This is a genomic window from Streptomyces sp. NPDC002817 (assembly GCF_053592055.1).
Map to the genome: position 1 here is coordinate 293578 of NZ_JBSFUY010000005.1, position 13681 is coordinate 307258.

General features: G+C 71.7%; 11 protein-coding genes. 5 read left to right on the top strand and 6 right to left on the bottom strand.

Translation table 11 applies throughout. The features are described 5' to 3' along the window. Positions 1–26 precede the first annotated feature (26 nt). The 4 genes from ACWD3I_RS12820 to ACWD3I_RS12835 all read right to left on the bottom strand — a co-directional run bounded on the left by ACWD3I_RS12820 (position 27) and on the right by ACWD3I_RS12835 (position 3538). Complete coding sequence (locus tag ACWD3I_RS12820; protein ID WP_365392349.1) at positions 27–1181, bottom strand: helix-turn-helix domain-containing protein; 1155 nt, start codon at positions 1179–1181, stop codon at positions 27–29. Between the two features lie 342 nt (positions 1182–1523). Further along, entirely contained in the window at positions 1524–1997 is a 474-nt protein-coding gene (locus ACWD3I_RS12825) for a helix-turn-helix domain-containing protein (protein WP_365392351.1), read from the bottom strand. A gap of 214 nt (positions 1998–2211) precedes the next feature. Further along, positions 2212–2694: a DUF3017 domain-containing protein gene (locus tag ACWD3I_RS12830; RefSeq protein WP_365392353.1), complete on the bottom strand. Its 483-nt coding sequence runs from the start codon at positions 2692–2694 to the stop codon at positions 2212–2214. Continuing rightward, on the bottom strand, positions 2684–3538 hold the full coding sequence (locus ACWD3I_RS12835) for a bifunctional methylenetetrahydrofolate dehydrogenase/methenyltetrahydrofolate cyclohydrolase (RefSeq protein ID WP_266888854.1): 855 nt from the start codon (positions 3536–3538) through the stop codon (positions 2684–2686). Before ACWD3I_RS12835 ends, ACWD3I_RS12830 begins: the two co-directional genes overlap by 11 nt. Before the next feature lie 261 nt (positions 3539–3799). Here ACWD3I_RS12835 and ACWD3I_RS12840 point away from each other — a divergent pair, with 261 nt between their 5' ends. The 4 genes from ACWD3I_RS12840 (at position 3800) to ACWD3I_RS12855 (ending at position 7413) form a co-directional block, all read left to right on the top strand. Further along, positions 3800–4456, top strand: coding sequence for a hypothetical protein (locus ACWD3I_RS12840; RefSeq protein WP_365392355.1), 657 nt, complete (start codon positions 3800–3802; stop codon positions 4454–4456). 129 nt (positions 4457–4585) lie between these two features. Next, a complete protein-coding gene (locus ACWD3I_RS12845) occupies positions 4586–5332 on the top strand; it encodes an FHA domain-containing protein (RefSeq protein WP_361550922.1) in 747 nt (248 codons plus the stop codon). Then, positions 5329–6831 (top strand): protein kinase domain-containing protein, encoded by a 1503-nt coding sequence (locus tag ACWD3I_RS12850; protein ID WP_365392358.1) that lies wholly within the window; start codon positions 5329–5331, stop codon positions 6829–6831. The genes ACWD3I_RS12845 and ACWD3I_RS12850 overlap by 4 nt, the downstream gene beginning before the upstream one ends. Positions 6832–6921: 90 nt before the next feature. Next, positions 6922–7413, top strand: a complete 492-nt coding sequence (locus ACWD3I_RS12855) for a hypothetical protein (RefSeq protein WP_365392360.1) — start codon at positions 6922–6924, stop codon at positions 7411–7413. Positions 7414–7473: 60 nt separating this feature from the next. Here ACWD3I_RS12855 and ACWD3I_RS12860 read toward each other — a convergent pair whose 3' ends face one another. Both ACWD3I_RS12860 and ACWD3I_RS12865 read right to left on the bottom strand, forming a co-directional pair. After that, positions 7474–9612 carry an FG-GAP-like repeat-containing protein gene (locus ACWD3I_RS12860; protein ID WP_365392362.1) on the bottom strand — a complete coding sequence of 713 codons (2139 nt, stop codon included), beginning with the start codon at positions 9610–9612 and terminating at the stop codon, positions 7474–7476. A 37-nt stretch (positions 9613–9649) separates the two neighbouring features. Continuing rightward, complete coding sequence (locus ACWD3I_RS12865) at positions 9650–10129, bottom strand: hypothetical protein (protein ID WP_365392364.1); 480 nt, start codon at positions 10127–10129, stop codon at positions 9650–9652. Between the two features lie 166 nt (positions 10130–10295). Between ACWD3I_RS12865 and ACWD3I_RS12870 the strand changes: the two genes are divergently transcribed. Next, a complete protein-coding gene (locus ACWD3I_RS12870; RefSeq protein WP_365392366.1) occupies positions 10296–13643 on the top strand; it encodes an ALF repeat-containing protein in 3348 nt (1115 codons plus the stop codon). The last annotated feature ends 38 nt before the right edge of the window (positions 13644–13681 follow it).

Consider the following 13681-nt stretch of genomic DNA (forward strand, 5'->3'; position numbering starts at 1 on the left):
TCTCAGCCTCGCCGGCTACCCGGCGCCTACTGGGTGCACCCCTTCTCCCCCGCCGCCAGCGTCACGCAGGCGGTGGCGTCGCCGGCGTCCTTCACCGCGACCATCGGCGTGTACGCGATGGTGTCCCCGGCCGTGCTGATCGAGCCGGTCTGCGCGGTCTTGCCGACGGTCACCGCGACCTTGTCGCCCTGCGCGGCCTGCGTGATACGGCCCCACGCGGCACCGCAGGTCTTGCTGTAACGGACCTCCACGACCGTCGTGCCGACGGTGGCGGTCTGGGCGGTGGTCACCAGGTCCCCGCTGCACCCCATGCTCTCCGCGTCCTTGCCGGTGCAGGAGTCACCGCTGCACTCGACGCCGGGCGGGAGGTCGACGGAGGCGGTGGCGCTCGGGGAGGGCGAGGCGCCCGAGCCCTCGTTCTTCTTCTTGTCGTCGCCGTTCGTGAGGAAGTACGCGGCGCCTATCACCACGAGCACCCCGACGACGCCCGCGAGGAACATCGTCAGCCGCCGTTTGCCTCCGCCCCCGGCGGGCGCGGCACGGCGGGGACCCTGCGGGGGTTCGCCGTACGACGGACTCGGGGACGGGGACGGCGTAGACACCGGGCGGGCCGGGCTCTCCGGGGCGCGTCCGCCCGACGGCGAGGGTCCGTTGTATCCGGCCAGCCCCCAGGAGTTCGGGCCTTCCCGGACGTCCGGCGTCGAGTCCCTGACCTCGGGCGACGTCGGCTGCGGCGGCACCGTCGGGGCCACGCCCGCGGGCCCGGCCACCCCCGGGGTCGCCGTGGCGCTGGTGCTCTTGCGGGCGGTCTTGCTGCCCTTGGCGTTCGCCGGGGGCGCTCCGAACTCGCCGAGCGCGGCACGCGCCTGGGAGATACGGATGGCCTCCATGGTCATGTCGTGGCGCATCTCGGAGCGGCTCCAGGCGCGCTCGGCGAGCTCCCACATCGTGGTCAGATGAATGGGATTGGTGCCGGTGACCTCGGCCAGCGCCACGATCGCGCCCTTGGGCGCGAGCAGCCGGCCGTTGAGATAACGCTCCCAGGACGTCTTGCTGTAGCCCGTGCGGTCGGCCAGCGCCGCGACGCTCAGTCCGCTGCGGTCCACGAGCCGCCGCAACTGGCTGGCGAACTCCCTGACCTGCGGATCCAATTCATCGGGCAAGGCCCTCCAACGAGGCATTGCTTCCCCCCTCTTCCCCCCGGATCGTGCTGGCTGTTGCTGCGTTTCCCCCGCGCGTGGTGCCCTCTGCCGAGTCCCCGTCTGGCTACCCACAGGGATGCGCCCGCTAAGGATCTCAGTTCCCGGGGTGGGGGCGCACGGGTGCATCGGGGCTGTGGGCATGCACCGTTGCACGCCCACCACGCCGCGGTCCAGTCTTCCAGCGGCGGGACGTCCCGGACCGTCCCGATTGGCCACGCTAACTCGGACGTTGAACGGCTTCGTCGCACATCCGCGAACTTGTCAATACATCGACACACAGAACGCACACACTTCGCCACACTTGCCACTTCGGTATGAAACTCACCCAAAAGCCACGATGCCGCCGATCGCGACGACGAGCAGCAGGAGCAACAGCAGTCCCGCATACAGGAGCAGACGGCTGCCGTCCCGTTTCTCCGCCTTCTCCTCCGGTGGCGCGTCCCACCACGGCAGCGTGGGGTCGTCCTCGTACTCATCCGCCCGCTCCGCCCCCTGCGGCCGGGCCGGGACGGTCGCCGTACGGGGCCAGGCCTGCACGGCGAGTTCCCAGCGGACCTTGACGCGCTCGACGTCCGCGTCGGCGAGACCGACGATCCGGCACAGGGCGGTCACCGCCTGCCGCGGCGGCGGCTGCGTGGCGTTGAGATAGCGATGCCAGGAGGACTTGCTGTACGCGGTCTTCGCCCCCAGTGAGGCCAGGCTGAGGCCCGTACGGTCCTTGAGCCGCCGCAGCTGCTCCACGAAGTGCCGCACCTCCGGCGGCAGATCATCCGGCAGCGACTGCCAGGCACCCATCCAGCTCACCTCCACGGTGTCGGACGACGTCAGAGAGGCGATCGGTTCCCCTTGTGGCAGGGACCGGACACCGTAGCGGAACGGTCACTTCCGTGACACAGCGCACTGACAGCCGTTGAACGGGACGTTCGCCGTACAAGAAGGTGGACACAGACAGCGGCCCGTCCTTACTCGGGGGAGAGGACGGGCCGCCGTCGTCGCACGCGGGGTACACCTAGCTGTCGACCGTGAAGTGCAGGGTGTCCTTCAGGAACGGGATCTCCAGCCAGGGGTCCGGCTGGGCCATCATCGACAGCAGGACGATCACCGCGCCCAGCAGCCCGTAGGTGACGATGTCCGTGAAGCGGGAGCGCACCGCGAGCATGCCGACGTCCCGCACCAGCCAGCGCAGCACGGCTCCGGCCACCAGCGCGGCGCCGATCAGCAGCGTGCCGTAGCGGAAGACGTCGAGCGCGGTCATCAGCAGGCCGACCGCGACCGCGCCGAGCACGAGGAGGATCGGCCACTGCCGTGCGGGCGCGGGGGCGTCGCTCGGCGCGGCCCGGCCGCCGCCCTCGGGGCGTGCGGTGTCCCTGGTGAACAGCGGGAAACGGCGGGTGGTGCGACGCGGCCTGCCCTCGGCGTCGGGGGCGCTGATCGCGTCCCGCACCTCGATCTCCGCACCTTCCCCTTCTGGGGGAGTCGTGTCAGCCTGCACTGCGCTCCGCCGCCTCGACCACGTTGACGAGCAGCTGGGCCCGGGTCATCGGGCCGACACCGCCGGGGTTCGGGGAGATCCAGCCGGCGACCTCGGCGACGCCGGGGTGGACATCGCCCACGATCTTGCCCTCGGCGCTGCGCGAGACACCGACGTCGAGAACGGCGGCGCCCGGCTTCACGTCCTCGGGGCGGATCAGATGGGCGGAGCCGGCGGCGGCGACGATGATGTCCGCGCGCTTGAGGTGCGAGGACAGGTCGCGGGTGCCGGTGTGGCACTGGGTCACGGTCGCGTTCTCGCTGCGGCGGGTCAGCAGCAGCGGCATCGGGCGGCCGATGGTGACACCGCGGCCGACGACCACGACCTCGGCGCCCTTGATCTCCACGCCGTACTGACGCAGCAGGGTGAGGACGCCGTTGGGGGTGCAGGGCAGCGGGGCCGGCTCGTTGAGAACCAGGCGGCCGAGGTTCATCGGGTGGAGGCCGTCGGCGTCCTTGTCCGGGTCCATCAGCTCCAGGATGCGGTTCTCGTCGATGCCCTTGGGCAGGGGCAGCTGGACGATGTAGCCCGTGCAGGCGGGGTCCTCGTTCAACTCCCGCACCGCCGCCTCGATCTCCTCCTGCGTCGCCGTCTCCGGCAACTCGCGCTGGATGGAGGCGATGCCGACCTGGGCGCAGTCGCGGTGCTTGCCGGCGACGTACTTCTGGCTGCCGGGGTCGGACCCGACGAGGATCGTGCCGAGGCCGGGCGTGATGCCCTTCTCCTTCAGCGCCGCCACGCGGGCGGTCAGATCGGACTTGATCGCGGCTGCGGTGGCCTTGCCATCGAGAATCTGGGCGGTCATGACCCCATCCTCGCGGATGACCGGGTCCCGGTTCCAATCCGGGTCCCCCGGCGTCTGTCCCGCCGTATCCCTCATGATCAGCGATGTTGCACTTGCACAACACATGCGGATTGCGGCTGGACAACGAACCGGCCACTGAAGAACGATTGTGGCCACAGTGCCGCGGGCTGTACCGGGGGGACGAACCGCATCTGTTGAACATTCCTCCGAACCGTGCCGCTCGTCGTCCCCGCACATTCGGTAAACGGAGGAAACACCGCCATGAGTTTCGGCGATCCGAACAACCCTTACGGGCCCCCGCCCCAGCAGCCGCCGCCCGCTCCCGGTTACGGCTACCCGCAGCAGGCCCCGCCGCCGCCCGGTATCCCGCCGCAGCACCAGGCGTACCCCGGTTACCCGCCGCAGCCGGCGTACCCCGGCTACCCGGGCGGCAACATGATGCCGCAGTCGATGCCCGGCCTGCTGGTGACGGCCCGTGTCTTCCTGTACATCATCTCGGCCGTGCAGATCCTGGGCGGCCTGATCTACCTGTACATCGGTGCTTTCGTGAACGATGTGTCGGACGAGGCGGACTCCTTCAGCTCGTCCTCCGACGACCCGTTCAGCGAGCTCGGCGACATCGGCAACGCCGCGGCCGGCCTGATCGCGGGCATCGGGATCTTCATGCTCGGTCTCGCGACCCTGTCCATCATCCTGGGCGTCAAGTTCGGCCGGGGCGGCCAGGGTGTCCGCATCACCACGGTCATCTACGGCGCGCTCGGCACGATCGTCGGCCTGGTCCTGCTCTTCGTCGGCCTCGACACGGGCATGGCCTCGGCGGTCATCCTCCCCCTGCTGTGGGTCGTCTTCGGCGCCATCATCACCGCCGCTCCGGTGGTGCCGAGCGGCACGGCCTGGTTCGCGCGCCCGCGCTACTGACCGTTCCCGACTGAACAGTTCGCGCCAATCCTGTCCAAGGGCCGTGTCTCACCCGTACGAGGGGAGACACGGCCCTGGTGCGTCGCCCTAGGCTGATCCGGGTAGCCGTCAGGCACGGGGAGACGCACCTTGTACAGCATCATCGTGGTACCTCCGCCGACCACGGAGGACGAGCGAAACCGCACCCAGATCAGGCTCGCCCCCGGCGAGCGCCTCACCTTCGGCCGGTCCGCCCGGGAGAACGACCTGCGGATCGCCCATGACGGGGTGTCCCGCAGAGCCGGTGAGATCACCGCGCAGGGCGCCTTCTGGATCCTCAGCAACCTCAGCCGGGAACAGACGTACGTCGTCGAGAACCCGGAGGGCGCCGGCGAGCACATCAAGGTCGGCCCGGGGCGCCTGGACGCCCCCGTCCCCTTCGAGTTCTCGCGGATCGTGCTGCCCGCGGCCGGTGACCTGCTGCCCGTCGAGGTGTGGGCGCCGCGCCACGACTACCGGGACGGCGAGAGCGAGCGGGACGGTGACACCACGGCCGCCGCGTTCTCGCTGGACGCCTCCAAGCGCTACTTCGCGGTCCTCGCCGCCCTGTGCGAACCCCGGCTGCGCGGCGCACCGCACGCCCCGCTGCCCACCGTCGACCAGGTCGTGGACCGGCTGCGCCCCAACTGGCCCGCCGCGTCCCGCACTTCCGTGCAGTGGAACATCGACTACCTCGCCGTGAAGCTGCGCCTCAAGCCCGGCCCGGACGAGGCCGACACCGGCCCGCGTCTCAACGGCAAGAAGGAATCGCTGGTCTCACTGGCGCTCCGCTTCGACCTCGTACGGGAGGACGACCTGGTCGTCCTGACCGAGCCGTCCGGCCGGGTGGCCCGGTGACCGAGCCCTACGCCGTCCCGGTGTCCAAGGGCTACCGGGTGGGCGACTGGGAGGTGCGCGAGCCCCTCGCCACGGGCGCCTTCGGCAGCGTGTACGAGGGCCGCCGCACCGGCGACGGCGAACCGCGCACGGCCGCCCTGAAGTTCCTGCCGACCGGCACCGGAACACCCCGGCAACTGACCCACCTGCGTGAACTCGTCGAGCGCGAGGTCGAGTTGTACCGCCGGCTGAAGCAACCGCGGCTGATCCGGATGTACGAGACGCTCGTCGTCGACGACCCGGAGCGCCCCGAGCTCGACGGCGCCACCGTCCTCGTACTGGAGCGGGCGGAAGGCTCCCTGAACGCCGTACGGCTCCCGGCGCCCGGCCCCCTTCTCGCGCAGATCTGCGAGGGCCTGGCCCAGTTGCACCATGCCGGGTGGGTGCACGGGGACCTGAAACCGGCCAATGTGCTGCTGATGGCGGACGGTTCGGCGCGACTGGCCGACTTCAACATGGCGGCGGAGCTGGAGGGCACGCACGCGTACACGCCCGCCTTCTCCACGCCCGACTACACACCGCCGGAGCTGCTGTGGTCGGAGATCGGCGAACGCGGCCGCCGCATCCGCCCCTCCGCCGACGTGTGGGCGTTCGGCGTCCTGGCCCATCTGCTGCTCACCGGTTCCTTCCCGCTGCCCGGCGGCACCCCGTCGGCCCGCCGGGACGCGGCCGCCGCGTACGCCCGGGGCACCGACGAGCTGCGCCTGTCGCCCGAACTGCCGGACGCCTGGCGGGAGATCGTGCGGGAGTGTCTGGCCCGGACGCACGCCGAGCGCATCGGTACGCAGGCACTGCTACGGCGGGTGGAGGCCGCGGCGGGCACGGACCGCTCGCCCCGACTGGGACGGCGCCGCTCCCGTCGTACAACTGCCGCCGTACTGGCGGCCGTTGCCGTCACCGCCCTGGGGTTCGGCATCCGGGCTGCGCAGGACGACGGCTCCGACGCCAAGAACACCGCTGACACCGCCGCCGCCTACGGCGCCGCCGAACTACGTACCGGCAAAGGTGTCCCCGTGGCCTACCGGCGTCTCATCGTCGAATCCGCCCATGACTGCCAACAGGCGGAGGTCACACCGGCGTTGCTCGCCGCGATGCTCAAGACGGAGAGCGACTTCGACGCGGAGCTGTCGGATCCCGCCAACAACGAGTACGGCATCGCCCGCTGGACCCCGAGTGTCCTGCGCTGGTGGATCCGGGCGGACGGCGTACCGGCGAAGGAGACTCCCGCACCGCCCCTGACCCCCTCGCAGTCGATCCCGGCGATGAGCCGCTACCTCTGCTTCATCGAACCGCGTCTGGAGACCTCGCTGCCCGGTGACCGCCGGGTGCTGCTCGCGGCCTCCTACCGGACCTCGTACAAGAAGGTGAACGCCGCGGGCGGCGTTCCCCCGAACCAGCGTGCCTACGCCGCCCGCGTCGCTCACTGGCTCAAGGAGTACACGCCGCCCGGCGGCCAGTGACCCTGAGAGGTCTGAGGTACCTGCCCGCGACGCCCCCTGGAACGGTGGTCCCCGGAAACACCGACCACGTTCATCCATGGGGGAACCATCATGAACATCGTCAAGCCGGCCGCACTGCTCGTCGCGGCCACCGCCCTGCTCGCCGGCTCCACGGTCGCGGCCACCGCCGCGGCCGGACCGACCGGCGGCTACGACCCCGACGGCACCCGGGTGACCAGCCTCCAGCAGACCGCCGACGACGTGCTCGGCAAGGACCAGAAGGCGTTGTCCGTCTCCGCCGACAAGGTCGCCTACGACGGCCTCGACGTCACCAGGGCCCCGAAGAGCGCCTTCAGCGCCCAGGACCTGGCCTGCGACTACGGCCACCTGTGCATGATCGTCAAGGGCACCAAGTTCGACTTCTACAAGTGCCAGACGTGGACCGTCTCCAACTGGACCGGCGACGGCCCGTTCACCAACAACCAGACGCCCGGCACGGTCGCCAGGTTCTACAACAAGGACGGCAGCGAGCGCTGGTCCTCGACGGCGTACCAGGCCGGCACGGCGACGTGGGACCCGATCTACTCGCTGCGTCCCTGCTGACAGCAGGGGACCGAGTGGCCCCCGGTCCCCGCCGGGGGCACCGGGGGCCGCTCGGTCCCGTCATACGGGGTAGCGCTCGATCATGCCGATGTTGGAGAAGGTCCAGGACGTACCGGTGGAGGCCCAACCGCCGCTGTACGCGCCGAAGGTGCCGTCGCTGAGGGCGGGCAGGGTCCACATCCGGACGACGCCCGTGGTGTAGCCGTGCAGGAAGCCGAGGTCGTCCCGGCCGTCGCCGTCGAAGTCACCGGCAGCGATCTTCATGCTGCCGCGGACGACCTTGCCGGCGGCCAGCCTCGCGGAGGCCTTGTGAGTGCTGAGCAGGCCGTCGGTGTCGCTCAGCCAGGTGTGCACGCCATCGGTGTCGTCGCTGTACTCGTACCAGGCGGCGAGGTCGTCGCGGCCGTCGCCGTCGAAGTCACCGGAGTGGACCGTCGTACGGTCCCGGTCGCCCCAGGTCGCGGCCTCCCAGCCCTTGACGGCGGAGTTGAAGCCGCCGTCGGCGGTGGCAAGGAAGGTGAAGATGCGCGCGAGGCCGCTGTCGTAGTTGTAGAAGACGCCGAGGTCGTCGCGGCCGTCGCCGTCGAAGTCACCGGTCACCGGCTTGGCGTTGGCGGCCGTCCAGCCGCCCGCCGCGATGGTCAACGAGGCCGTGGGGTCGTTGAAGCCGCCGGCCGCGGTGGACTTGAAGGTGAAGAGCCGGTCGTGCCCTGCGGCGTAGTCGTACCAGGCGGCGATGTCGTCGCGGCCGTCGCCGTCGAAGTCTCCGCTGACGAAGGTGGCCCGGGAGAAGGTCCAGTCGCCGGCCGCCGACTTCCAGGTGCGGAACGGCGTGGCGTACGTGCCGTCGCCCTTCGCGAGCCAGGTCCAGATGCCCACGGTGCCGTCGGAGTAGCCGTACACGCCGGCGACGTCGGCGAGGCCGTCGCCGTTGTAGTCGCCGGTCAGGACCTTGGCGTTGGACGCGGTCCAGGTGTCGCTGGTGGTGATCCAGCCGTTGTGGGGCTCCAGGAACGTGCCGTCCGGGGCGGTGAGGAAACGGTTGATGGCGTCCCGGCCGTCCGCGAAGTCGTACCAGACGGCGACGTCGGAACGGCCGTCGCCGTTGAGGTCGTTGCGGACGACGGTGTTGCTGGACCACAGACTCGCGCCGGAGGTGGTCCGCACGACCAGGTTGCCGTGGTCCTGGAGGGCGGTGGTACCGCCGGGAGCGGAGGTCTTCGACTCCCACAGGGTGGCTCCGGCGGAGGACTTCACGACGAGGTTCCCGGACGTGGTGAGAGTGGCGGTGGCACCGGGATTGCCGGCGGTCTTCGACGACCACAGGATCTTGCCGCCGTTGGAGGCGACGGCCAGGTTGCCGTCGGTGCCCATGGTGACCTTGGCGGACTTCGACAGCAGGGAGTCGCCGGAGGCCAGGGTCTGCCCGGCGGTCAGTGCCGCGCCACCGGGCTTGCCGTCGGCGCGAGCGGCCACGGCACCGGTCCGGGTCTCGGAGCTGCCGTAACAACCGCCTTGCCAAGCCCGGGAGTTGACTGCGACCAGCTCATAGCTGCCGCCGCTGGTGGCGCGCAGGACCGGGCCGCCGGTGTCGCCTTTGCAGACGGAGTCGTCGGCGGTCTTGCCGCTCATGGCGAGGGTGCCGTCGGCGACCGCGTCCAGGGTGTAGTTCGCCTGGTGCAGCTTGCCGGGAACCCATTCGGTCTTGGTACGGCCGTATCCGAGGACGGTCAGCCCGTCGCCCGCGGCCGGGGCGGAGGCGGCGAGGGTCACGGGGGTGATGCCCGTGGCAGGGGTGGCGAGGCGGGCGAAGACCAGATCGCGGCCGGCCCGCGGCACGATGTACGTGACCTCGGCGACATGGCCGCCGCTGCCGGAAAGATCGGTGCGACCGATGGTGGCGACGGTCTTCAGAGCCGGCTTTCCGGCAGCCGGGGCGGTGCCGGACTGCGGATCGCCGGCGAAGCAGGAGGCGGCGGTGACCAGCCACTCGGGGTCGACCAGGGCCCCGGAACAGGCCCGGGTGCCGTCGCCGCCGATGTCGAGGTGTGCGGTGAAGGCGTGACTGCCGCCGGGGGTCGGGGTGCCGACGACGGCGTGTGCGGCGGGCAGGGGGGCGGACAGGGTGGCGCCTGCGGTCACGGCCAACAGGGCGAGGCCGAGTCTGCGGCGGCCCGGGCGGCGCAAGGGCGAGAACATGGGGATCCCTCTCAGCTGAACGAGCGTGCTTGACGGCCTACTTGGTGGCTCGGAGCTCCACGAGGGTGTGGTCGCGGTGGTCCGGTGGGTCGGCGGGCTCCCCGACCGGAGTCCAGGTGTTCGGGAGAACGTCGAACGAGGTCTCGGTGCCGTCCACGGTCATGTCGGCGACGATCGTGTAGGCGTTGCCCTTGATGGCTATGACCTGCGGCACTTCCATGGCAACCCGGCCGGAGTCGCCTCGGACGGAGAAGCAGAAATCGGCCCGGCCGCGCGCGCCGACCTGGATCAGACCGGCGGGGCCGCAGTCGGTCAGCAGTATGTTGCCGTCGCCGCTGATCAGCCGGATCCCGGTGTCGGCGTAGATCTGGTCGGCGTTCGGATAGGCGAAGTCCTCGACCGCGACGGGGGGTATGTCGTCGGCGGCCGCCGGGAAGGCGGGGGTGAACAGCAGCGACACGGTGGCGACCGTGGCGGTGACCGTGGCGGCAAGGCTTAAGGGCAGCCAGCGTCTCAAGGGGGTTCCTCCTTGGCGGAGTTGGCGACAGGAGAGCCCATAACTGGTATCAGGGGACACCCGCCCCATTGCCCTCGAAAGTTCCAGGATGTGCCGTTCCGCACCGACGGTTACCGTGCGACACCCAAGTCGCACACCCCGTATCCGAACGGGAAGGATGCCTGCCTTGTCGCCCTCGCTGTGGAGCAGACGCCGCTTACTCGCGTCCGTCGCGGGAGTCACCGCCGCCCCCGCCCTGCCCTCCGTCCTCACCCTGACCGCCGCCCCCGCGTACGGCGCGGAGGCCGACCCCGACGGCACCTTCAACGGCCTGCCCGACACCGAACGGGGCCGGACCGTATGGGCGTACAAGGTCGGCGGGCGGGCCGTGCGCGAGGCTGCGGCCGCCGCGCTGGCCGTCGGCACGTCGGCCGCCGTCTCCGACTTCCTGGCGAACCGGCTGTCGGCGGCCCGGGCGGAGGACAACCGGTTCGCCGTCCTGACCGGCTTGTCCGCCGCGGGCAAGGCGACCCGGGCGAGTGCCGATACGGCGCTGACGGCCGGGGACGACGCGGTGGCCGTCTTCCTGAGCGAGGGCCACCAGGCGCCCGTGCTGGAGGATCTGCGGGTGGCGGTCCTCACCGTGCAGAACCACGGCGGCTCCGCGGTCAGGCGTACGGCCGGCAAGGCGCTTCAGACGGGGACATGGAAGGATCTGCGGACCTTTCTGACGGAGACGCAGTACACCGCTCAGCAGGAGGACGACCGGGTCGCGGTCCTCACCATGCTGGGCACCGCCTCGCCCGAGGTGAGGAAGTACGCCGAGCGCGCCCTGAACGACGGATCGCCCGAGGCCATCGCGCAGTTCCTCACCTCCGGCCAGTACATCGCCCGCGCACGGGACGAGGAGGCGGCGACGATCGGCCAGTTGGTCGCCATCGTGGAACGCGAGGGCCGGCTGGCGACACTCAAGACGGAACAGGCCGTCGCCGCCTCCGCACAGGCGAAGGACGCCGCGGCGAAGGCCAAGGCCGCGGCCCTGAAGGCGGCGGAGGAAGCCCGGGCGGCCAAGGATGACGTCGCCAGGTCGGCGAAGGCGGCGAACGACGCGGCGAGCGCCGCGCAGGGGGCGGCCAGCGCCGCCAATACGGCGATCGCCGCGTCCCGTACGGCTCAGGCGGCGTCGTCGCGTGCGGCACAGGCCGCGCAGGCCGCTGCGGCAGCGGCAGCCTCGGCGGGGAGCGCGGCGTCCCGTGCCTACCACGCCGCGATCGCGGCGTCCGCCGACGCGTCCAAGGCCGGTGCGGCTCGTGCGGCGGCCGAGGGGGCGCGGTCCGCCGCGGGCCGTGCGCGTACGGCCGCGGCAGCGGCGGACCAGGCGGCGGTGGCTTCGGCCGAGGCCTCGGCGGCCGGTTCGGCCGCGGCGAGCGCGGCCACGAACGCTGCTGCCGCCGCCAACGCCGCCGCCGACGCCGCCGCCTCGGCAGGTGTCGCGCAGTCCCAGGCCGCCAAGGCCCGCGCGGCGGCGGCCGAGGCAGACGCGGCGGCGGCCCGTGCCACCCGCGCGGCGAACACCGCCCAGACGCTGGCCAACCGTGCCGCGGAAGCGGCCCGCAGGGCCCGCGACGCGGCGAGAAGCGCGGCCGACCACGCGGACGCCGCGGCGGACGCTGCGGACGAGGCCGCGGACAACGCGGGCAAGGCGATCGAGTACGCGAAGCGGTCGACGGCGTACGCGGCTGCGGCCGTGGTGGCGGCGACGACGGCGTCCGACGCGGTGACGGAAGCGCAGGAGGTCGAGCAGGCGGCGCGGGACGCGGAGGCGGCGCGGATCGCCGAGGACACGGAGATCGGCACCGAACTGGCGCGGCTGCTCTCACAGGAGGAAACCGCGGAGGCGGAGCGCGCCGACCGGGAAAGGACACAGGCCGACAAGACCGCCTCGGAGATCAAGGACATGATCGCGGCGGCGGAGTCGGCCCTGACCGGCGGGGACGCCTCCACGGCGGTCACGACCGGCCGCAAGGCCGCGGTCCAGTTGCTCGACTCGACCGGCACCTGGACCCGTGAAGCAGCGGAGTTCGCCCTGTCCGGCGCCGACGAGTCCGTCCTGAACTGGATCGACGCGGACCGCGTGCTCGCCCAGCGGCAGGACGACCGCGAGACGGTGCTGGCTCTCTCCAAGATGTCCACCTCGGTGGTCGCTTATGCCGCGCACACCGCCCTGACCAGCGACGACGCCGATGCCGCCAGCGCGTTCCTGGACACCGGGGCGATCGAGGCCGCGGCGGCCGACTACCGCGTCGCCGTACTCAAGCTGCTGAACGACAGCCCCGGTACCGCCGTCAGGACGAAGGCCCGGGCCGCGCTCGACGACGGAGGTGCCATCGCCCTGCACCGCTTCCTCCGCCTCCAACTGCCGGTGGCCGTCAAGGAGGACGACCGCGTCGAGATCCTGCGTCTGATCGACGCCGGCGGCCCCTATCTGACGGCGGCGGCTCGGATCGCGCTGGAGGGCCCTTCGCGGATGCGGCGGCGGTTCGTCGTCCGCGACCAGTTCGTCGCGGCGCGTCTGGACCACGACCACGCCACCCATGTCGCCGCCGTCCGCGCGGCCATAGCTCACGCGGCCAAGGTCGCCGCCAAGGCACAGGAGGACGCCGCCCTGGCGTCCAAGGCGGCGGCCGAGGCGCGCCAGGCCGCGGCCGAGGCCACGGAGTGGGCCGCCAAGGCCAAGTCCTACGCCGCCGACGCCACGAACTCGGCGAAGCAGGCCAAGGCCAACGCGGACGCCGCCGACCAGTCGGCCGCCGCCGCGGCCCGGTCTGCGGAGAGCGCGAAGCAGGCCGCGGCGGTGGCACAGGTCGCGGCCCGCAGCGCCAACTACTCGATGCGGCAGGCGACGGCCGCGGCGGCGCAGGCGGTGACCTACGCGACGAGCGCCCAGAGTTCGGCCTCCCAGGCCCGGGCATCCGCCGACCAGGCCGGACAGGACGCCCAGGCCGCGGCCGACGCCGCGAGCCAGGCCCGGGAGACGGCGGCGGCCCGGCGCGATGCGGAGCTCGCGGCGGCGGCAGAAGCGGCGGCGGAGGCGGCGGCCGAGTGCGAAGGGGCAGGGATCGACCCATCGCAGAATGCCGACCAGGACAAGCCGTGGTACGCGGACATAGGCCTGTGGCCGGAGAACGTCGACGACCCCGCGGAGTGGGCGACGGTCACGGGCAACTGGTCCAGCTGGCTGGGAACAGCGGGAACGATCGCCGGTCTCATCCCCGGTGGGCAGGCCGTCGGTCTTGCGCTCACCGGCCTCGGCCTGGCCGCAGGAGCCGCGAGCGTCATCCTCAACGGCGTCGCCCACGGATGGGACAGCGGTGAGTTCTACGCCTCGCTCGTCGGGTTCGGAGTGGGGCTCACCCCGGGCAGGTACGGGCTGTACGGGAAGTCAGCCCCCGGCTACGGCGGGATAGTGGACGCGGTGACGGGGTCGGGCACAGGCGACATCGTCGGTTCGGTCACCGGCCTCTTCGACTGGTAGAGCGTCCCGACACACCGAATCTCCGACACCCTTCGCAT